The organism is Pseudomonas sp. NPDC077186 (assembly GCF_044543505.1).
In the GTDB taxonomy this organism is placed as follows: domain Bacteria; phylum Pseudomonadota; class Gammaproteobacteria; order Pseudomonadales; family Pseudomonadaceae; genus Aquipseudomonas.
Map to the genome: position 1 here is coordinate 316,285 of NZ_JBITWE010000001.1, position 20,581 is coordinate 336,865.

A 20,581-nucleotide genomic window follows, 5' to 3' on the forward strand; every position below is an offset into this window, starting at 1 on the left:
GTCATTCCCTCCTGTCGCTTCCGTTCGGCGCGACCAAACGCGCGGCTATAGCGTTGAGCAATTGCCCTATGTCTTCCGGTGGCAGCGCCTGGCGCACCGCCTGCAGGGCGATGGCGGCCCGGGGCATGGAGTCGATCACCGCGCTGGAGGGCTCCTGCGCCAGGGTCAGGGCGCCGCGACGGCACAGGGCGGCCAGCCCCTGGGCGCCGTCGCGGCCCATGCCGGACAGCTGGATGCCGATCGCCCGCTTGCCGAAGCACTGGGCCGCCGAGCGGAACAGGTGATTGGCGGCCGGGCGCACGTGATCCTCGGGCGGGCCGTCGTACAGGGCCACCCGGCGATCGGCGGAGAAGCCCAGATGACGGCCGTCGGGGGCTAGGTACAGGGTATTCGCCAACAGCCGCCGGCTCTGCTCGGCTACCTCCACCGGCATGCTGGTCAGGGTGGCCAGCCAGTCCCTGAAGCTGGGCAGGAAGCCGGGGGCTATGTGTTGCACCAGCGCCAGGGGCCAGGGCTGCGGCTCCAGCCGCTGCAGCAAGGCCTTGAGCGCCAGCGGCCCGCCGGCCGAGGCGGCGATGACCACCAGCTGCGGATCGCACTCCGCGCCGAAGGTCACCAGGGGGGATGCCTCACCGACGTCCTCGGCCGTTCTGCGCTTGCGCCGGACTATCTTCACCTGCGCCATGTTGCGCAGGGTGCGCAGCAACTCGTCGACGCAGTCGGCGAAGTCCAGCGAGGTCGGTGCCGTCGGTTTCTCCAGCACGGCCAAGGCGCCGGCCTCCAGCGCGCGTATCGCCGTGCTGGAGGCGAAATGGTCGACGCTGGCGGTGAGGATCACCACCGGCAGGGCATACAGCTCGAGGATGCGCGCGGTGGTCTCGTAGCCGTCCATGCCCGGCATGTGCACGTCCATGGTGACGATGTCCGGTGTATAGACCGCCAGCAACCGCAAGGCCTCGTCGCCATCCTGAGCCTCGCGCACCTCGTAGCCTTCGCCTTCGAGCACGGCGCGCACCAGCATGCGACTTACCGACGAGTCATCCACTACCAATACGCGCATTTCGCAACTCCTCAGATGAGCCGGCGGATGACTTCGAGCAGGTTGTCCTGCTCGAAGCCGCTCTTGACCAGATAGGCGTTGGCCCCCGCCTCGAGCCCGCGGGCGCGGTCCTCGGCGGAATGCAACGCGGTGACCAGCACCACCGGCAGATCGGCCAGTTCGCGATCGGCGCGGATGCGGCTGGTGAGGGTGAAACCATCCAGACGCGGCATCTCCACGTCCGATACCAGCAGGTCGAACTGCGCCTGCTTGAGGGCGTTCCAGGCCTCCAGGCCGTCGTTGGCGGTGGTGACCCGGTAGCCGGCCGCCTCGAGTATCGCCTTGAGCAGGCCGCGCGAGGTGAAGGAGTCCTCGGCCACCAGCAGGCGCTGAACCACTCCTGCCTTGCGGGTCTGCGCCTGTTGCCCGAGGCTGCTGCCCTGCGCCGCCTGGGCGCTGTTGTAGAGATCGACGGGGTGCAGGATGGGCACCAGCTGGCCATCGCCGAGCAGCGTGGCGCCCATCAGGTTGCGCACCCGCAGCAACTGGCGGCCCAGGCCCTTGACGACGATTTCCTGATCCCCCAGTAACTCCTCCACCAGCAGCAGGAAGCGCTCGCCCCGCACCCTGAGCAGCAACAGGGTCAGTTCGTCCCCAGCGGGCGGCGGCTGCACCAGACCGAGCACGTCTCCCAGCGGCCAGAGCGGCAGCACCGCGCCCTCGTAGACCACCGACGGGCGATTCTCCAGGGTGCGCACGGCGCTCGCCGGCAGGCGCAGGCAGCGCTCCACGGCATGTGCCGGCACGGCGAAGACCCGCTCGGCGTTGCGCACTATCACCGCGCGGAAGGTCGACAGGCTGAGCGGCAGGTGCAGATGGAAGCAGGTCCCCCGCCCCGGGCTCGACTCCAGGTCGATACGCCCGCCCAGGCGCTCCACGCTGTCCTGAACTATCGCCATGCCGAGGCCGCGCCCGGAGATGTCGGTGATCATCTCGCTGGTGGAGAGTCCGGAGGCGAAGATCAAGGCCCGTGCCTCACGCTCGTCGAGCCCCTCGGCCTGCTCCTCGGTCAGCCGCCCCTCGGCCACCGCCTTGGCACGCAGGGCCTGCGTGTCCAGGCCGCTCCCGTCGTCGCCGACGCGCAGCTCGAAGGCATCGGCCGACTCCTGGAGCAACTCGACGCTGAGCTTGCCGACCGTGCTCTTGCCCTCGGCGCTGCGCTGCTGCGGCGTCTCCAAGCCGTGATCCACCGCGTTGCGCAGCAGGTGGGTGAGCACCGCCCGCAGCTCCTCGAGGATGCGCTTGTCGATCTGCAGACTCTCGCCGCGCACCTGCAGCTCCACGCGCTTGCCCGCCTGGGCGGCGAGGTCCTGGACCATGGCCGGCATGCCTTCCAGCAGGCTGCTGCCGGACAGCAGCAGCACGCCCTGCATCTCTGTGCTCAGTGCCTCGGACAGCAGCGCCAGCCCCTGCGCCAGGTGGTTGCCGGCCCGCGCCAGGCGCGCCGCACCGAAGTGCAGGCGGTCGAGCTGGTCCTGGCTCCAGTCCAGATGGTCGAGCAACCCCTTGAGATCGTCGCGTAGCGCGGCGGGAAACTCCTCGAGCCCGTCACGCAGGCGCTTGAGTGTGCCGCTGCCGAGCCTGCGCTTGTTGCGCTGCGGCTCGAAGGCCAGCACATGCCCCTGCAGGCCACGGGCGTGAGCGGCGGCCTCCAGCTTATGCTGCAGCAGTACCTCGCAGTGGAACAGCAGACCGTCCAGACGTTGAGTGGGCACCCTCACGGTGGCTGCAGCCGTGGCCGTGGCCGCGGGCTCCGGCTGCGCCTCGGGCAACGCCGTTTCGCGTCCGGGCAGTTGCACCTCGCGCTCGGCGCCGCTGTCGCCGAGGCTCTCGATTATCTGGGCCAGTTCGTCGCCATCCAGCACCTGCCCGGCATGCAAGCGCTTCACCGCCTTCAACGCCAGGCGGCATAGCTCCACACGCTCCGCGGTCAGCTCCAACTCGCCGTGGCGTACGCTGCCGAGCAGGCTCTCCCAGGCATGGCAGAGCCGCTCGATCTCGCCGACGCCGGCGGCCCGCGCCGCGCCCTTGATGCTATGCACCTCGCGGAACAGGGACTCGATGTCGGTCTGACCGGCGCCACGCTCGCGCCAGTTCGCTAGTGTGTCGCCCAGTGTCACCAGGCGCTCGGCCACTTCGCTGCGGAAGCTGTCCAGCAGCCTTCTCCTGAGTTCCTCCCGATCCAGGCTCATGGCATCCTCACAGCTTGAACTGGGCCGCGAGCCCCTTGAGTTTGACACCGAGCTCGTGCAGGTTGCGCGCCGCCAGATCGACCTGGCGGGCACCGGCCACGTTGTCCTGGCTGGCCTGGCGGATACTCTCCATGGCTCCGCCGATCTGCTCCATGCCGATCATCTGCTGCTGGCTGCTGGCGGCGATTTGCAACGCCATCTCGCTCGACTCCTCGACGCTGCCGCCCAGGGTGCGGATCGCCTCGCCGCTGCTCTGCGCCCGCTGATAGCCGCCCTCAACCGACTTGCTGCCCTCCTCGGCCAGCAGCACCGCGCGGGTCATCGCCTTCTGGATATCGCCGAGGATGCCGCGCACCTGCGCCGTGGCCTGCTTGGACTGCTCGGCCAGGGTCTTCACCTCCTGCGCCACCACCGAGAAACCCTTGCCCGCCTCGCCGGCCTTGACCGCCTCGATCGAGGCGTTGACCCCCAGCAGGTTGGACTGCTCGGCCAGGTCGTTGACCGAGGCCACTATCTCGCCAACCATCTGGCTCTGCTCGCCCAGGCGCATGATGCTCTCCGCCACCGCCTGCATCTGCTCGCGAATCTGCCCCATGCCCTGCAGGTTCTGCTCCACCGCCTGCAGCCCGCTCTGCGCCACCTGGCGGGTGCGCTCGGTGCTCTCGCTGACCGCCTGCGACTGGCTGCCCGACAGCACCGCCGCCTGCTTGACCTCCTCCACCGTGGTGGCGATCTCGCTGATCGCCGTGGCCGTCTCCTGGGTGCTGGAGGCCACCTGGGTGGTCACCGCGAGTATCTCCTCGCTGGCGCTGGCCAGCACCGAGATGCCCTCATGCAGCTCGCGGACCAGGTTGCGCAGGTTGCACACCATGGCGGTGAAGGCACGGCCCAGGACGTCCCGCTCGGTGACAGGCTGGATGTCCTCATGCAGCTGGCCCTGTGCCAGGCTTTCGGCCTTGGCGGTCAGGCCCAGCAGGTAATGGCCCATGCGCGTGAAGGCCTGGGACAGTCGACCGACCTCATCGCGCCGCGCCTCATCGCGGATATCGCGGGGAATCTCGCCGCCGCTGATCTGCTCCGCCCAGTCGGTCAGGCGTGCCAGCGGGTGCGCGATGTGCCGGCTGAACAGCCAGGCCAACAGCACGCTCACCCCGACCAGGACCAGCCCCAGCGCCAGAGTGAAATCGCGCTGGGTAGCCAGGGCCTGCTGCGAGCGCTCCACCGACTCGGCGACACGCCGCCCGCTCACCGCCACCAGTTGCCCGCCGAGGGCATCCATGCGCTCCATGCGCTGGGTCTGAATACCCACGGCCAGGCTGCGCGCCTCGCCTACCCGATCCTCGCGAATCAATGGGGCGATCTCGTTATCGCGCGTCTCCACGTAGTCTTCCCGGATCTGCTGCAACTCACTGAGGATGGCGCTCATCTCGGCATCATCGCCGAGCTTGCTGCGTAGCTGTTGCAGCAGCTCATCGTTCTGGCGCGAGCTCTGCCCGACGGAGTCCAGGTAGGCCTGGCGCCGGCCCGCCTCGGCCTGACTGAGCGCCAGCAGCAGATCGGCACGCTGGCGCACGATGTTGATCAGCAGTTCCTTGACCTCGGACACGCGCTCGTAGGTCCTCTGAAACAGCAGTGCCTCCGCCTTCTGCTGATTGGAAAAGCGTTCCAGGGTCACGAACATCAAGCCCCCGAAGCCCAGGATCAGCAGACAGAATGCCAGCATCAGCTTGCTGCCTATGCGCAGATTCACCAGCTTGTCCAGCATCTTGTTTCTCCTTGTCCGTGCATTGCTTGGGCCCCGACTGACTGCCGCTCACAGCTTGAACTGGGCCGCGAGGCCCTTGAGTTTGACGCCGAGTTCGTGCAGGTTGCGCGCCGCCAGATCGACCTGGCGGGCACCGGCCACATTGTCCTGGCTGGCCTGGCGGATGTTCTCCATGGCCCCGCCGATCTGCTCCATGCCGATCATCTGCTGCTGGCTGCTAGCGGCGATCTGCAGCGCCACTTCGCTGGACTCCTCGACGCTACCGCCCAGGGTGCGGATCGCCTCGCCACTGCTCTGCGCCCGCTGGTAGCCGCCCTCCACCGCCTTGCTGCCCTCCTCGGCCAGCAACACCGCGCGGGTCATCGCCTTCTGGATGTCGCCGAGGATGCCGCGCACCTGCGCCGTGGCCTGCTTGGACTGCTCGGCCAGGGTCTTCACCTCCTGCGCCACCACCGAGAAACCCTTGCCCGCCTCGCCGGCCTTGACCGCCTCGATCGAGGCGTTGACCCCCAGCAGGTTGGACTGCTCGGCCAGGTCGTTGACCGAGGCCACTATCTCGCCAACCATCTGGCTCTGCTCGCCCAGGCGCATGATGCTCTCCGCCACCGCCTGCATCTGCTCGCGAATCTGCCCCATGCCCTGCAGGTTCTGCTCCACCGCCTGCAGCCCGCTCTGCGCCACCTGGCGGGTGCGCTCGGTGCTCTCGCTGACCGCCTGCGACTGGCTGCCCGACAGCACCGCCGCCTGCTTGACCTCCTCCACCGTGGTGGCGATCTCGCTGATCGCCGTGGCCGTCTCCTGGGTGCTAGAGGCCACCTGGGTGGTCACCGCGAGTATCTCCTCGCTGGCGCTGGCCAGCACCGAGATGCTCTCGTTGAGATCCTTGACCAGCTCGCGCAGATACTGGCTCATGTTGACGAAGGCCTGGTTCAGGCGGCCGACCTCGTCCTGACGGGGGTTGTCGGACAGCTCGCGGGGTATTTCGCCGCGGCCGATCTGCTCGGCCAGGGCGGTCAGACGTGCCAACGGCTGGGCGATATGCCGGCTGAGCAACCAGGCCAGCAGCGCACCGACCAGCACCAGCACGACACCGGCCTCGAGTATGTCGCGCCGCAGGTTCTCCAGCACCTGGCGCGACTGCACGGCGCTCTCGGCGATGCTCAGGTTGGTACGCTCGACCAGTTGCTCGGCCAGGCCATGCAGGCGCTCAACCCGCGAGCGCTGCGGCCCGTCGATCAGGGCACGGACCTCGTCCAGCCGCCCCGCCCGCAGCAGCGGCAGCAGTTCGCTATCGCGACTGGCGACGTAGGCGGCACGGACACCCTTCATCTCCTCAAGCAGCTCCTTCGTATGCTGATCCTGAGCCTGGGCTTCCAGCTGCTTCAGCAGCCGGTCGTTCTTGCGCACGCTGACGTCGATGCTCTCTTCGAGACCGTCCAGCTTGCCGCTCAGCGCAGCCTGGATCCCGATGCGCTGCTGGTTGATGTTGATCAGCAGGTCCTTAACGTCGCTCACCCGCTCATAACGTCGGCTGAACTGCTCCTCCTCCTGCTGCTGCAGTGCGACGAAACGCTCCAGGGTGATGTACAGCAGCGCGGCGAAGCCCAGGATCAGCGCGGCGAACACCAACATCAGCTTGCTGCCGATGCGCAGGTTCAACAGATTTGCCAACATGAAGCCCTCCTTGCCGGTTGTTCAGTCATCGGCGCGAATGCGCAGGTTGCGGTCGCCGAGCAGGCGCGCGCCGTCCAGCACTGTGGTCTGGTCGAGCGTGACGCCCAGCAGATAGTCGGCGCGAATGCCCTTCAGGTTGGCCAGTTCCGGCTGCAAGCCGCTCTGCGGAAGCTGGCCGATGCCGCGGATCTGGTCGGCCAGTAGGCCGAACTCCATATCGTCGCCGCATAGCACCACCAGATAGTTGCGATCGGAGAGCCCCTCGATGGGCAGCTCGAACAGCACTCGCAGATCCAGCACCGAAACGATATGGCCACGGACGCTGACGATGCCCAGCACGAAGGGTGGAGTACCCGGCAGGGGGGTGAACTGCGGCAGCGGCATCACCGTCGCGACATGGCGACTCTCCACCGCGTAGAGTTCCTCGCCGAGGGTGAAGCGCAGCACCTCCAGCAGCGCGCCCGGGTCCTCCTGCGTCTCGCTGCGTGCCCATTGCCGGGTGCGCTGCAGCAGGAGTTCCTCGTGCTCGTCGCCCAGGCCGTTGCGGCCCAGGCTGTTTTCCAGCTCGGCGAGGCGCTCGCGCAGCTTCACCCAGGCGCTGTCGTCGATCAGTGGCTCGGACATGCCGCTCCCTCCAGTAGCTGGTCACACAGCTGGCGCAACTGCTCGTAGCCGAGCCCGTCGCCCAGCGGCACCAGGGCATCCGCCGGCCCCCGCTGCGCCAGTTGAAGGCACAGCCGCAAGGCCCGGTCGCCGTCCGCGCGGCGGCCATTGGCACGCAGCAGCAGACCGCTATGGAGATGTGCCATGGCGCATTCCGGATCGAGATAGAGCACCTTGCGCAGGGCCTGCAGGGCCGCCTGCGAGTCACCCTCCTGCCTGGCCAGCAGCGCCTGCAGCCACTGGGCGGCAAGCGCGGTGGGGTCGATATCCAGCGCACGCTGCAGCCACTCCCGGGCCTGCCCCATCCGCTGCTGGTCGGCCCAGCTGCGCGCCATCAGCAGGCAGGCGTCGAGGCGCTGCGCCATGCCGAGCCCGGGCAGAGCCAGGTAGGCGAGCAGCGCCTCGCGCGCCTGCGCCTGCTCGGCGCAGGCCAGCAGGCGTTCGATATCGCCGAGCGGATCGCCGCTCTGTGGTACCAAGGGCGCCTGCTGCACCGGCACCGGGGGTGGCGCCTGGGGCCGGACGGGCAATGCGCCTCGCCGTACCGGCCGTGGGCGCGGACGCGCCGCTTCGCCCCAGGCCGCCGCTGGCAGCGGCGCCGGCCCCGCGACCTGCCCGGACGCGCTCAGCGCGTAGTTGCTTCCGGCCCAGAAACCCTTGAACCCCGCCTGCGTGGCGAGGCCGGCCTCGACCGCACTGAGCAGCAGGACGCCATCCTCCGCCAGGCAGCCCAACAGGCGGTGCAGAGTGGCCGCCGCGCGCTCGGCCGAGAAGTACATCAGCACGTTGCGGCACAGGATGACGTCGAGCGCGGCCAACCCCTTGGCCGGATCCGGCAAGGCCTCGGCGGCCAGGTTATGACGCAGGAAGCGAATGCGCCCACGCCAGGCGGGGCGCACCCTCCAGAGTCGCCCCTCGGCCTGGAAATAGTGGCGGCGAAAGCCTTCCTCGCTGCCACGAAACGCACTGGGGCCGTAGCAGCCCTGCTCCGCGCGGGCGAGGAAGGCGTCGTTGATATCGCTCGCCATCAGCTCCAGCTTCCAGCCGTCGCGCTCCTCCTTGAGCAGTTCGTCAAGCAGGAACAACAGGCTGTAGGGTTCCTCGCCCGTGCAGCAAGCCGCGCTCCACAACCGCAGATGGCGATGGCCACTCTGCCGGCGGCGCTGCAGCAATGGCCTGAGGTGATGCCCGGCGAGCCAGTCGAGGGCCTCGGCGTCACGGCGAAAATAGGTCTCACCGACCGTGAAGGCGGGAATCAGGCCCCGCATCAGCGCCTCGTCCCAATCCTCGAAGGCCAGGCTCTCCATCCAGGCGGCGGGTTCGCGCTCCTGCTCCAGGGCCAGCAGCTGCAGGCGCCGCGACAGGTCGGCGGTGCGCTTACCGGTGAAGTCCAGGCCGAGGTGCTGGAGCACCTTGGCGGCCAGAACCTCCAGCACCCGCGGCGAGCAGATCGGCTCAAGCGTCGTCATCGCCGCTCTCCACCGTCTCCAGTGCGCGCTGTAGCTGCTGCTCCTCCGCGTCGGAAAGCAGCTGCTCGACATCCTGAATCAGCAGCATGCCTTCGTCGGTGCGCAGCACCCCGCGGATGCGCTGCGACGGAACCTGCGGCCGGTCGGCCTCGAACAGATGCTCGACCATGCATTCGCAGGCCGTCTCCACCGCATCGACCGGGGCCAGCAGGTCGCGCTGGTGGCTGCGCAGCCAGAGGAAGGGCTGCCACAGGGCAAGCGGCGACGAGGGCCAGGAGAAGCAGCGCGCCAAGTCGATCACCGGCACCATCTGGCCACGCAGGTTTACCAAGCCCAGAACGGTTTGCGGCGCCCCAGGCAAAGGGGTGCACTTCAACGCGGGGATCACCCGGATGACGTTTTCCAAAGGCACTGCCAACTGCTGCCCCGCTAGCCGAAAGGGCAGCACCGAGAATCTGTCCATAGAGGCATCCAGTTGCCGCTAGCTCTTAACCTTTACGCTAGCTCAGCACCGCGCGACGTCCAGTCACGGCGGGAAACTCAGTTCGGTTCCTCGTCGAGCAGCACGGAGCCGTCTTCGTCGCGGCGTACCCGGGTGATTCCCGGGCGCTCCGCCTCCAGCCGGCGCAGCTCCTGCTCCTGCAGATCGAGGGTGCTCTGCTGCTCCTTGATCTGGTCGAGTAGGCGCTGATTCTCCTGGCGCAGCATGTACAGATCGAGCATGTGCTGCTCGGCGGTACGATCGCGCACGCGGTTTTGCTCCGTTCGGGGCGCTTTCGTGCCACTCTTCGATCCCAAGCGCTACGTGACCCGCCCTGGAGCGAGAAGCTCGCGATAGAGAGTGGAATTCAACGGCCTCGGCAACATGGATTACTGCGCCACCGTGGAAAGGGCCACCAGACTGATTGAACTTTAGGAACACGACTTCTTGGTCGGGCGAAAGCCTTAATGGAGTCCCTGCCTCCGGTCATGATGGATCGGGCGATCAACTGGGCCTATTTGCATGAGACCAAGGATTCATTCGCTATCAAGCGCGAAGCGCCGAGCGAGGACAAGTCGCGGCGATTCATTCAATTGCTACGCCAGGCACACAAGCGCCAGCCTCTTGACGAGGAGTATCTGGTGACGCTGCAGAATGCCACGGTATCGAACCCTTATGATCTAGCTCGCAGACCCTGCTGGCACTGCCGATGCGGCTGCTGTTCGAGGCCGGCGTACTGGCCGGCAGCGAGGTAAAGAGCCGTGCCGCGCACGAGGCAGAAGGTGCAACCAAGAACGCCACCGTGGCTTAGGCGAACCTGAAGACCATCTGCCACGACCGTGAACCTGCTGCTCGAGGACGACGACTTCGTAGTTGTCGATAGCAGGAGTTCAGTAGAATGCGCCCATTCGCAGGGATCTACAGGTTGGATTGGCCCTAAACTTGTATACGGGCGACTGTGATCACGATGGATTGGCCGACACGACGGGTGAACAGGAGGTGGGACATGGCGATACCCTCCTTGGTGGTGAACTCAGCCTGAACATAGTTGCTGGCTCAGGAAACGCCCGCTTCCTTATTTACGCGCACCGAAGCGATCTCCAGCTCCTCGACCAGAACTTCCCGCTCATTTTGGTCGGAAATGCGACCGATCAGCTCCCACTGTTGGTCAAGTTCTTCACTGATGGCCTGCATGCGCTCGATCATTCGCCGGGCTGAGGCTTGCAAAGCTTCGTCCCTGCACCTGAGTTGCTCGAACGCCATGGCGGTAACGGATGCGGTCATGTGGGTCATGCTGCGGGCCATCAGCCCCAGCAGTTGGGTCAACTGCTCTTCCCTGGCAGACATAAGTTGCTCCTTTTGAGAGTGACTCTCAGCATGGCTGATCGACTTCCGCGGCGAGTTGGCCGCCGCGTAAGCCTAAAGCCATAAGCAGGGTAGTCCCCCACCTACCCCGCCAAGTAGCCCACGGAACAGCCGCACAAAACTGGAAACCCGACTACGCCACAGTAGGTTGCCATCCCGAAACCCTCGGGCTAGAGTGCGCCCGTCGTGGTAAGTCCCGCGACCGGGAGTCGAAACCCGCTTTGTCTGAGGGCGCGGCAGCGTTCATAGCTGCGTAGCAGGTACTTTTTACCTAGCTACTGCATTTCTATGGCGGGCCGTGCGGGGCAGGCTTTTGCCTGGCCGGTTCCCTCGGACGCCGGTATTTCGACCCCCGTACGGTTCGCCACCATTTCCGAGTCGAAACGGCACTGGTGGCTCCTCCAACTGTCCGAGGAGCATAAGGAATGCGCTACCCCTTTTTTACCCGAGAGCTCCGCCTTGGGCTTCAAGTCTTGTTGTCCACCTCTGAGCGGGAGGTGCGCCATGGCTGAGTTCGAATCCTGCGTTGTACCTTTTCCATTGCAGCGAAGCCCGCTGCATGAATCCGAGCGATCTGCCCTACCCTCTGAAGCTGCCGCTGAACTGCGTGGCGTCATGCTTGGCAATCTGCTGGATCAACTGGCTGAACCTGACGGCTTGCAGCCGGAGGATCTGCGCGTGCGGATCGCTGCTTATTCAGCTCTGGATCTGCTCGATGAGATGGTCGTGCTATACCGCCGCGCCCTCTCTGAAGTTCGAGGAGGTGCGAGATGAGCAAAGGTGTCATGACTTGCCTTCCACCTCACGACGGGCATCCAGGCGTGGAGATCGCCTGGGCTGCCGACTGCAGGGAGGCGTTCAACCAGGGCGTGAAGCTGGCCCAGACCTGGCTCGATAACGTTCGTAGCGGATGGCTTTGGGCGGTGATGATCGCCGAGCGCGATCTGCTGCCCTGCGCTATTGAGAGGCGAGCTTTTGAAGTGGGTTTCCTGAGCCGCATCCACCAGCGCATGTGCTCGCACCATCGCTGCGGTGAGCAGGCCGAGACCTATACCGCGGGTGATTACTTCGCCAACAGAAAGACCCTGACGCTCGCCGAAGCGAGGTGTCAGGGCTGACCTGAGCCATGGCAAATGCCAACGAAGTGGCCTGCTAAAACAGACCAGGAAGGATGGTTCTGAGCTAACGGAGTGCATGGGGTCTGCGTACTGCCTGCACTTCGCTAGTCCAGCGACCGGAGAATATTTCGGTGGCGGCCATCTGCCAACCCTGCAGGATGGGCCATTGGTCACATAGCGAGAGTATGTCTCCTGCCTCCCGCACTGGCTGTGACATGCCATGGCTCATTTCTGCTGCTCGCCAACAACGCCTCTGGGCGTTTGTCGCCGGATCGATAGAGCCTGCGCGCTCCGCTTGCTGGTAGCGCCTGTGAGAGCGGTGGAATGACGGTTTAGCCGCTCCAGGGACTTTGACATGGCGAGTAATTGCCACCGTCATCGCACGAAACAGCCGAAGGCCGATAGTCTGCCGTCGGCAGAGCCTTTCGTGGAGAAGTCACCAGTTCGGTCTCCGATCGTCCGGAAGTACCGCTTCTTGATCCACCATGCACTTTTGGCGGGATGCCTGCGCTTTGCCCACCTCCAGAGCATGTGCCAGGCGGAATCATCGACTCGATTAAAGGTTGCTTTCGCTACGATCTGGAGGTGGTAAATTGACGATGCCCCATGATAGGGAGACGGGCCAAACCCGGAGCCTCGGCCGGCCCTATGGCAGGGTGTCCAGGTCTGGATAGACGCCACCTAGGAGCTGGACGACATCCAGGAGCAGGTAGATCGCCGCTAGAGATCTATAGAGGCATCAAAGTACCAAGAGAAATAGCTATCCAAATCCCCTTCGCTCTCCTCCAGGCTGTACAGGGTATCGGCGGCGAGCAGATCCAACAGAACCAGGCCGTTGAGGCTGGAGTCCTCGTTACAGGCTGCCTGCAGGCGCTTGGCCATACCCTGATTGACCTTGCGCAGGTTGCGATAGGCCTCGCGCAGGCCATCCAGCTGCCAGTCCGCGGCCAGGCCTTTCTGCGCCTTCAGGTGCTGCCCCAGCAGGTAGGTGCCGAGCACCCGGAACAGCGTCTCGTCGCTGCTGCTGAAGGGCAGATGGAACCAGGCCATAGCCTCCAGGAAACGGGTATGCGGGCAACCGCTGGTGGCGCCGAGCAGACCGAGCAGTGAACCCGCTGCGCGTTGAACGGTGGTGTGCTGGCGCACCTCGCGACCGCGGTGCTGGACCTGCACCTCAACCGCCTCGAACGAGGCGCGCCCAGCAAGCAGGCGCACCGGTTGCTGCAGCGCCAGGGCGAAGGGGCAGTCGCGATGCAGTTCGACGTCTAGCGGGCAATGCGGGCATTGCTGGAAGGCCAGACGCGTCCACTCGGGAGCACTCTGCGCCGGGGCGCCTGGCTCGCCCAGGCGAACCTGCAGTTCCAGCTCCGCCTGCCCGGCAACCAACCTGTAACGCACGGTCTGTCGTTCGGTATCCATTGCCATGGTCTAACCTCCTGGTGTGCCTAGAACAGCTTAGCTAGCCTTTCGCCATTACGGTCGGTATTATGACGCCATAAAAATAGCGCGCCAGCGCTCGAGTGTCCCACGTTAACTCCTCGCCACTGGAGCAGGAAATGGACAGCTATCCAGTCAACCTCCTCGATGCCTTTATCGACCAGATCGACCTGGGCATTATCGTGCTGGACGACCAGCTACGCATCTGCCATTGGAACAGCTTCATCAGCCAGCGTAGCGGTAAGAACCTACAACAGGCGCAGGGCCGCGACTTCGTCGAGGTTTTCCCCGAAGCCAACGGCGAGCACTTCGTAAAGGTAATTGAACTGGCCCGCGAACGCGCCAAGCACGTCTACAGCCACTGGCTGGACAACCTGCCACTGGTCGAGCTCAGCGGCGACTGTGGCGAACACGTACGGCAACTGCAGAGCACCCTATTCTTCCCCTTCAAGGCGGCGAACGGCGAGCGCCATTTCGGCCTGGTGATGTACGACACCAGTGCCATCGCCAAGACCAGCGAACACTTGGAAGCCGCGCTGAAGGCGCTCAACCGCAAGCAGAGCGAACAGGAACAGCTGCTGCGCAAGCTGGAAACCGCCAACAGCCAGCTGCTGCAGTCGGAGAAGCTGGCAGCCATTGGCCAGTTGGCCGCCGGGGTGGCGCACGAGATAAACAACCCCATCGGCTACGTGTTCTCCAACCTCAAGACCCTCGACGGCTACGTCCGCGACCTGCTGAAAATCGCCGATGCGGTGGACAGCGCCGCCGATCTGGACGAGCTGCGCCAGCTCAAGCGCAACCTGGAGTACGACTACATCCGCGGTGACGTCGAAGCCCTGGTCAACGAGTCGGAGGACGGCATCGACCGGGTCAAGCGCATCATCAGCGCGCTCAAGGATTTCTCCCACATCGAGGAGGAGGAGTTCCGCCCCGCCGACCTGCACCGCGGCCTCGACACCACGCTCAACGTGGTCAACAACGAGCTCAAGTACAAGGCCGAAGTGGTCAAGGAATACGGCGTGCTGGCGGAGGTGGAGTGCATTCCCTCGCAGATCAACCAGGTGGTGATGAACCTGCTGGTCAACGCCGCCCACGCCATCGAGCAGTTCGGCCGCATCACCCTGCGCACCGGCGGCGCCGACGACTGGGCCTGGATCGAGGTGGAGGACACCGGCAAGGGCATCGACGCCAAGACCCTGAACCGCATCTTCGAGCCCTTCTTCACCACCAAGCCGGTGGGCAAGGGCACCGGGCTGGGTCTGGCGCTGTCCTACAGCATCGTGCAGAAACACAACGGCCGTATCGAGGTCGACAGCACACCGGGACTCGGCACGCGCTTCCGGGTCTGGCTGCCCGTGCGCCAGCCCGCCCCCGCGCCGCAACAGGACGCACCGCCAGCATGACCAGCGCCACGCCCGCCTCGCTCGCCACCCTGCTGTTGGTGGACGACGAGGACAATATCCTTAACAGCCTGCGCCGCGTGCTGCGCAACGAACCCTATCGCCTGCTCACCGCCGGCAGCGGCGAGGCCGCGCTGGACCTGCTCGAGGAGCAGCCGGTGGATTTGGTGATCTCCGACGCGCGCATGCCCGGCATGGACGGCGCCACGCTGCTGGCCGAGGTGCAGCAGCGCTGGCCGCAGTGCCTGCGCATCCTGCTCACCGGCTACGCGGACATCACCACCACGGTCAAGGCGATCAACGAGGGGCAGATCTACCGCTACATCAGCAAGCCCTGGGACGACGACGAGCTGCGTCTGATCATCCGCCAGGCACTGGCCTTCCAGCATTCCGAGCGCGAGCGCCTGCGCCTGGAGGCCCTCACCCGCGAGCAGAACGAGCGCCTGCAGGACCTCAACGCCAGCCTCGAACAGCGCGTGCGCGACCGCACCGCCGAGCTGGAACAGACCGCCGACATGCTCGACCTGGCCTATGCCGAGCTGCGCAAGAGCTACGTCACCGCCACCGAGGTGTTCGCCAACCTGGTGGGCCAGCGCCTGAGCAAGGAGCGCCAGACCAACACCCAGGTGATCGCCCTGGTCAAGGCCTACGCCGAGCACCACCGGCTCGACGAGCGCAGCAGCAATGACCTGGCCATGGCCGCGGCGCTGTATAACATCGGCAAGCTGACCTGGGACGACCAGCTGCTCGGCCGCCCCGCCGACACCCTGTACAAGGAGGAGCGCGCGCGCTACCGCCAGTACCCGGTGCTCGGCGAAAGCCTACTGATGACCCTGGAGCCGGTGCAGGACGCCGGCCGCCTGATCCGCCACCACCAGGAGCGCTGGGACGGCAACGGCTTTCCCGACCGCCTGGAAGGCGACGCCATCCCCTTCGGCGCGCGCCTGCTCAAGCTGGCGGTGGACTTCATCGAACTGCAACGCGGCCTGGTGCTGGAGCGCCGACTCAACCGCGACGAAGCGCTGCTGCTGATCAAGAAATACGCCGGGCGCCTCTACGACCCCGCGCTGTGCGACGTCTTCATCGAACTGTGCACCAGCCTGGCGCCGGACCTGGTGCTGGCCGACGCCAGCATCCTCGCGCTGGACACCCGGCGGCTGGAGCCGGGCATGCTGCTGGCGCGCAACCTGCACGCCGACAACGGCATGCTCCTGCTCAACGCGGGCAAACCGCTGACGCGCGCGCTGATCGACAAGCTGATCGCCTTCGAGGCCTCCGAAGGGGGGCGCTACACCCTGTTCGTGCGCAAGCCCGACGGGGCTCAACCGGGAGACGGGTGATGATCAAGATCCAACTGGTGGACGACGAACCGCACATCCTCAGCGCGCTGCAGCGGGTGCTGCGTCCGCATCACTGGGAAGTGCACGCCTTCAGCGACGGCCAGCAGGCCCTGCAGGCCCTCACCGAGCACGAGTACGCGGTGATCGTGTCCGACTACAAGATGCCCAACCTGGATGGCATCACCTACCTGCAGTTCGCCAAGCAGCGCCAGCCCAACGCCATGCGCATGGTGCTCAGCGCCCACGGCGACCGGCAGTCGATGATGCAGGCGATCAACCGCGCGGAGATCTATCGCTTCCTGTCCAAGCCCTGGGAGGACTACGAGATCGAGACCGCGCTGAAGGCGGCCATCGACCTCTACCTGCTGCGCGACGAGAACCAGCGCCTGCTGGCCCAGGTGCGCAGCCAGCAGAGCACGCTGCAGCGCCAGGAGCAGGAGCTGCGCCGCCTCGAGGCCGAGCACCCGGGCATCACCCGCGTGCGCCGCGACGAACAGGGCGCCGTGCTGCTCGACGGCGACGAGCCGGGCCATGGCTGACTATCAGCCGCACTTGCGCAAGCTCAGCCTCAAGGTGGTCTATTACGGCCCGGCGCTGAGCGGCAAGACCACCAACCTGATGCAGCTGCACACCCTGCTGCGGCCGCAGCGCAAGGGCGAGCTGATGGTGCTGGAGACCCGCGACGACCGCACCCTGTTCTTCGACGTGCTGCCCATCGGCCTGCGCGGCGGCGCCGGTCTCGACCTGCGCCTGAAGCTCTACACCGTGCCCGGCCAGGTGCAGCACGACAGCACGCGCAAGGCCGTGCTGTCGCGCGCCGACGGGGTGATCTTCGTCGCCGACTCGCAGCCGGCGCAGCAGGACAACAACGCCAACGCCTTCGACAACCTGGCCGACAACCTGCAGAAGCTGGGCATGGACATCGAACGGCTGCCGCTGGTGGTGCAGTTCAACAAGCGCGACGTGGCCGACGCGGTGGCCGAGGTCGAACTGCAGGCGCGCTGGGCGCAGACGCCCTGGGCGCCGCTGAGCATGGCCTCGGCGCTCCACGGCCGGGGCGTGGTCGAGAGCTTCCGCCAATTGCTCACCCGCCTCTACCCGCAGCTCGACCGCGAGTACCGCCTGGCCGAGCGCGAGGGCATCGACGCGGCCAGCTTCGTGCGCCTGCTCAGCGCGGCGCAAGGGGATGCCGATGCGTAGCTTCGAAGACGACCCGCACCTGGCCGAACTGCTGCCGGGCGAGCGCCAGCAGCAACTGCTGCAGCTGCTGCAAGCGCTGAGCGGCCACGCCCTGCGACTGGACGAACAACCCGGGCCCGGCGCCGAGGCGGTGGAGTTCAACCTGGAAACCCTCGGCTGGCTCAGCTGCCCGACCCAGCCGCAACTGCAGGCGGCCGCCGCGCGCCTACTGGAATTCGTGCTGTTCTACGTCGGCAAGTACCGCCTGGCTGCCAACCTGCACCACGACGCCAGCGAAGCCAGCTTCGCCGAACTGCAGCGCCAGCATGCCGCCCTGCAGGCCTCAGAGACGCGCTACAAGGCGCTCTCGGCGCAGCTGCAACGGCGCGTCGAGGAGCAGGTCAAGGTCATCGAACAGACCCAGCAGCAGCTCTACGAGAGCGCCCGCCTGCGCGCCGTCGGCCAGCTCGCCGCCGGCGTCGCCCACGAGATCAACAACCCCGTCGGCTTCATCGCCAGCAACCTGCGGGTGGCCGGCGACTACCTCGACGAACTCGGCGAGAAGCTGCCCGGCGACCACGCCACCGGGCTGATCCTCGAGGACTTCCGCGCCCTGCTGCAGGAGTCGGAAGTCGGCACCCAGCGCATCGCAGCCATCGTCGCCGACCTCAAGACGTTCGCCAATATCGACCAGGAGGATTTCGTCCCCTGCGACCTCAACGCCCTGATCGCCAGCACCTGCCACCTGCTGCAGGCCGAGAGCAGCCAGGCGCTCGACGTCGAACTGAAGCTGGCCGAGCTGCCCGAGCTGGCCGGCTACCCGGCGAAGATTTCCCAGGCGCTGTACAACGTGCTGGACAACGCCGCCAAGGCCATCGCCGGACAGGGGCGCATCCGCGTCATCAGCCGCCTGGGCGAACAGGGCGCGGCGGAGGTGCTGGTGGAAGACAACGGCTGCGGCATTGCCGTCGAGGATCAGGCGCGCCTGTTCGACCCCTTCTTCACCACGCGCCCGGTCGGTTCGGGCACCGGCCTGGGCCTGACCGTGGCGCGCGACATCATGGCCGCGCACCAGGGCGAGATCCTGGTGCGCAGCAAGCCGGGCGCCGGCACCCGAGTCACCCTGCGCTTTCTGAGCCTTTGAGGAGTCGCCGTGGGCAAACGCTATTCATCGCTGTTCGTCGGCCAGGAGCCGAGTGCCGAGCCGCTGGAGCAGGCGCCGGCAGCGCCCTATCGGCTGCTGCTGGTGGACGACGAACCGGGCATCCTCGCCGCGTTGCGCCGGGTGTTCCAGCGCGAGAACTACGAGCTGCACTTCGCCCGCAACGGCGTCGAGGCCCTGAAAATCCTCGCCAACCAGCCGGTACACCTGATCATCAGCGACTTCATGATGCCGCAGCTGAACGGCAGCGAGCTGCTCGCCCAGGTGCGCGAGCGCTGGCCCGAGACCATCCGCATCATGCTCACCGGGCATGCCAACACCGAGGCGGTGATGGGCTCGATCAAGGGCGGCGCGGTGTACCGTTTCATCCTCAAGCCGTGGAACGACGACGACCTGCGCCTGACCATCGCCCTGGCCCTGGAGCAGTACAGCCTGCAGCAGCGCAACCGCAGCCTGGAGCAGGAGAACCAGAAGCAGCACCGCGACCTGGAGACCCTGGCCAAGCTCAGCGTCACCAACCGCAGCCAGCTGGCCATACTCCTGCACAAGAAGGGCTTGCTCAACGCCCAGCAGATCCAGCAGCTGCACAAGGAGATGCAGACCCACAAGACCCCGGTGCTGCGCCAGCTGATGCAGCATGAGTGGCTGGACGGCGAGAAGGTCTACGAGCTGCTGCGCAAGGACCTGATGTTCGAAGAAGTCGACCTGCGCGAGTTCCAGGTCGATGCCCCGCTGCTGGCCCTGGTGCCACAGGCCATCTGCACCCGCCAACTGGTGCTGCCGCTGCGCGTGGTGGACAAGCGCCTGCGCCTGGCCATGGCCGACCCGCTGGACCAGGGCCTGATCGACGAACTGGGCTTCATGACCGGGCTGAGCATCCACCCGCTGCTGTGTCGCCTGGACCAGTTGCAGGACCAGCTGCACGAACTGTTCGGCGCACCCGGCAACCAGCTGGAAGACCTGACCACCGTGGTGGGCAGCAGCGACCCCTACGAAGGCATCGAGATCGTCCTCGACGACGACAGCGGCAACGAGAGCCTCGAACAGTTGCTCGGCAGCTCGGAGGATCCGCCGGCCATTCGCCTGGTCAACGCGGTGATACTCGAAGCGCTGCGCCTGGGCGCCAGCGACATCCACATCCACCCGCGCACCAAGCATGTGGCAGTGCGCTACCGCATCGACGGCGTGCTGCAGGACAAGATCCAGATCCCCAGTGCGCTGCTGATGTCGCTGGTGTCGCGGATCAAGGTCATGGCCGAGCTGGACATCACCGAACGGCGCCGTCCGCAGGACGGCCGCATCACGGTGAAGACACCGATGCGCATCGTCGACCTGCGCATCTCCACCCTGCCCACCATCAACGGCGAGAAGGTGGTGATGCGCGTGCTCGAACGCCAGTCGGCGGCGCAGTCGCTGGAAGACCTCGGTCTGTCGCCGCACAACCTGCGGCGCCTGCTGCATGTGGTGGGCAAACCGCAGGGCATCATCCTCGCCACCGGCCCCACCGGCAGCGGCAAGACCACCACCCTGTTCGCCCTGCTGCAGCACGAGGCCTCGCCGGAGAAGAACTACGTCACCATCGAGGACCCGGTGGAATTCCACGTCGACCTGGCCGGCCAGGTACCGGTGCGCGAGCGTATCGGCCTGAACTTCGCCAGCGTGCTGCGCGCCATCCTGCGCCAGGACCCGGACGTGATCCTGCTCGGCGAAATCCGCGACGGCGACACCGCCGAGGTGGCCTTCCACGCCGCGCTGACCGGCCACCTGGTGTTCTCCACCTTGCACACCAACTCGGCGGCGGCGACCATCGCCCGTCTCTTCGACCTGGGCCTCAAACCCTATGTGCTGGCCTCGGCGCTGGAGGCGATCATCGCCCAGCGCCTGGTACGGCGCATCTGCAGCCTGTGCCGCGAGCCGGTGCAGCCGCCACGCGAGCGCCTGCAGAGCCTCGGCGCGGAGTTTCTCGAGCCCGGCATGCGCTTCTTTCAGGGCAAGGGCTGCAACCAGTGCAACCAGGGCTACAAGGGCCGCGTCGGCATCCACGAGGTGCTGACCATGAGCGACCGCCTGCGCGACGCCATCGCCCAGGGCGCCGGCGCCATGCAGCTGCAGGCGATCGCCCGCGAACAGGGCATGACCACCCTGCTCGACGACGCCCGCGAGAAGATCGCCCAGGGCCTGACCACGGTGGAAGAAGTGTTGCGCCTGCTCGGCCCGCAGAACCTACAGGAATAGGC

The 20,581-nt window shown here is 66.3% G+C and carries 19 protein-coding genes and 1 pseudogene; 9 read left to right on the top strand and 11 right to left on the bottom strand.

Going from position 1 to position 20,581, the window contains the following annotated elements; all coding sequences use genetic code 11:
• Nucleotide 1: 1 nt before the first annotated feature.
• From ACIGKL_RS01430 to ACIGKL_RS01465, 8 genes are all read right to left on the bottom strand, one after another.
• The gene (locus ACIGKL_RS01430; RefSeq protein ID WP_397484953.1) at nucleotides 2-1,060 is read right to left on the bottom strand and encodes a chemotaxis protein CheB; all 1,059 of its coding nucleotides are present in this window, start codon (nucleotides 1,058-1,060) and stop codon (nucleotides 2-4) included.
• Between the two features lie 11 nt (nucleotides 1,061-1,071).
• Complete coding sequence (locus tag ACIGKL_RS01435) at nucleotides 1,072-3,291, bottom strand: response regulator (RefSeq protein WP_397484954.1); 2,220 nt, start codon at nucleotides 3,289-3,291, stop codon at nucleotides 1,072-1,074.
• 7 nt (nucleotides 3,292-3,298) lie between these two features.
• Nucleotides 3,299-5,056, bottom strand: a complete 1,758-nt coding sequence (locus ACIGKL_RS01440; RefSeq protein WP_397484956.1) for a methyl-accepting chemotaxis protein — start codon at nucleotides 5,054-5,056, stop codon at nucleotides 3,299-3,301.
• Nucleotides 5,057-5,104: 48 nt separating this feature from the next.
• Nucleotides 5,105-6,730, bottom strand: coding sequence for a methyl-accepting chemotaxis protein (locus tag ACIGKL_RS01445; protein ID WP_397484957.1), 1,626 nt, complete (start codon nucleotides 6,728-6,730; stop codon nucleotides 5,105-5,107).
• Between the two features lie 21 nt (nucleotides 6,731-6,751).
• Nucleotides 6,752-7,354, bottom strand: a complete 603-nt coding sequence (locus tag ACIGKL_RS01450; RefSeq protein WP_397484958.1) for a chemotaxis protein CheW — start codon at nucleotides 7,352-7,354, stop codon at nucleotides 6,752-6,754.
• Nucleotides 7,339-8,862, bottom strand: coding sequence for a CheR family methyltransferase (locus ACIGKL_RS01455; RefSeq protein ID WP_397484959.1), 1,524 nt, complete (start codon nucleotides 8,860-8,862; stop codon nucleotides 7,339-7,341). Before ACIGKL_RS01455 ends, ACIGKL_RS01450 begins: the two co-directional genes overlap by 16 nt.
• Nucleotides 8,849-9,325 (bottom strand): chemotaxis protein CheW, encoded by a 477-nt coding sequence (locus ACIGKL_RS01460; RefSeq protein WP_397484960.1) that lies wholly within the window; start codon nucleotides 9,323-9,325, stop codon nucleotides 8,849-8,851. The genes ACIGKL_RS01455 and ACIGKL_RS01460 overlap by 14 nt, the downstream gene beginning before the upstream one ends.
• A gap of 77 nt (nucleotides 9,326-9,402) precedes the next feature.
• Nucleotides 9,403-9,612, bottom strand: coding sequence for a hypothetical protein (locus tag ACIGKL_RS01465; RefSeq protein ID WP_397484961.1), 210 nt, complete (start codon nucleotides 9,610-9,612; stop codon nucleotides 9,403-9,405).
• Between the two features lie 13 nt (nucleotides 9,613-9,625).
• On the opposite strand from ACIGKL_RS01465, the pseudogene ACIGKL_RS01470 reads away from it, so the two are divergent.
• Nucleotides 9,626-10,029: pseudogene (locus ACIGKL_RS01470) on the top strand (cell filamentation protein Fic); the annotation flags it as partial.
• Nucleotides 10,030-10,399: 370 nt separating this feature from the next.
• Here ACIGKL_RS01470 and ACIGKL_RS01475 read toward each other — a convergent pair.
• Complete coding sequence (locus tag ACIGKL_RS01475) at nucleotides 10,400-10,690, bottom strand: hypothetical protein (protein ID WP_397484962.1); 291 nt, start codon at nucleotides 10,688-10,690, stop codon at nucleotides 10,400-10,402.
• A 522-nt stretch (nucleotides 10,691-11,212) separates the two neighbouring features.
• On the opposite strand from ACIGKL_RS01475, the gene ACIGKL_RS01480 reads away from it, so the two are divergent.
• A complete protein-coding gene (locus tag ACIGKL_RS01480) occupies nucleotides 11,213-11,482 on the top strand; it encodes a hypothetical protein (protein WP_397484963.1) in 270 nt (89 codons plus the stop codon).
• Nucleotides 11,479-11,826, top strand: a complete 348-nt coding sequence (locus ACIGKL_RS01485) for a LasR-specific antiactivator QslA (RefSeq protein WP_397484964.1) — start codon at nucleotides 11,479-11,481, stop codon at nucleotides 11,824-11,826. Before ACIGKL_RS01480 ends, ACIGKL_RS01485 begins: the two co-directional genes overlap by 4 nt.
• A 375-nt stretch (nucleotides 11,827-12,201) precedes the next feature.
• Here ACIGKL_RS01485 and ACIGKL_RS01490 read toward each other — a convergent pair whose 3' ends face one another.
• Complete coding sequence (locus ACIGKL_RS01490; protein ID WP_397484965.1) at nucleotides 12,202-12,507, bottom strand: group II intron maturase-specific domain-containing protein; 306 nt, start codon at nucleotides 12,505-12,507, stop codon at nucleotides 12,202-12,204.
• A 39-nt stretch (nucleotides 12,508-12,546) separates the two neighbouring features.
• The gene (locus ACIGKL_RS01495) at nucleotides 12,547-13,251 is read right to left on the bottom strand and encodes a DUF6901 family protein (protein WP_397484966.1); all 705 of its coding nucleotides are present in this window, start codon (nucleotides 13,249-13,251) and stop codon (nucleotides 12,547-12,549) included.
• A 131-nt stretch (nucleotides 13,252-13,382) separates the two neighbouring features.
• Between ACIGKL_RS01495 and ACIGKL_RS01500 the strand changes: the two genes are divergently transcribed.
• Genes ACIGKL_RS01500 through ACIGKL_RS01525 form a run of 6 tightly spaced genes read left to right on the top strand, consistent with a single transcriptional unit; the run spans nucleotide 13,383 to nucleotide 20,579 of the window.
• Nucleotides 13,383-14,666 (top strand): ATP-binding protein, encoded by a 1,284-nt coding sequence (locus ACIGKL_RS01500; RefSeq protein WP_397484967.1) that lies wholly within the window; start codon nucleotides 13,383-13,385, stop codon nucleotides 14,664-14,666.
• A complete protein-coding gene (locus ACIGKL_RS01505) occupies nucleotides 14,663-16,003 on the top strand; it encodes an HD domain-containing phosphohydrolase (protein WP_397484968.1) in 1,341 nt (446 codons plus the stop codon). The genes ACIGKL_RS01500 and ACIGKL_RS01505 overlap by 4 nt, the downstream gene beginning before the upstream one ends.
• Complete coding sequence (locus ACIGKL_RS01510; RefSeq protein WP_397484970.1) at nucleotides 16,003-16,542, top strand: response regulator; 540 nt, start codon at nucleotides 16,003-16,005, stop codon at nucleotides 16,540-16,542. Before ACIGKL_RS01505 ends, ACIGKL_RS01510 begins: the two co-directional genes overlap by 1 nt.
• A complete protein-coding gene (locus tag ACIGKL_RS01515; protein ID WP_397484971.1) occupies nucleotides 16,535-17,203 on the top strand; it encodes a GTP-binding protein in 669 nt (222 codons plus the stop codon). The genes ACIGKL_RS01510 and ACIGKL_RS01515 overlap by 8 nt, the downstream gene beginning before the upstream one ends.
• On the top strand, nucleotides 17,196-18,326 hold the full coding sequence (locus ACIGKL_RS01520; protein ID WP_397484972.1) for a sensor histidine kinase: 1,131 nt from the start codon (nucleotides 17,196-17,198) through the stop codon (nucleotides 18,324-18,326). The genes ACIGKL_RS01515 and ACIGKL_RS01520 overlap by 8 nt, the downstream gene beginning before the upstream one ends.
• Nucleotides 18,327-18,335: 9 nt before the next feature.
• A complete protein-coding gene (locus tag ACIGKL_RS01525; RefSeq protein ID WP_397484973.1) occupies nucleotides 18,336-20,579 on the top strand; it encodes an ATPase, T2SS/T4P/T4SS family in 2,244 nt (747 codons plus the stop codon).
• Nucleotides 20,580-20,581: the final 2 nt, after the last annotated feature.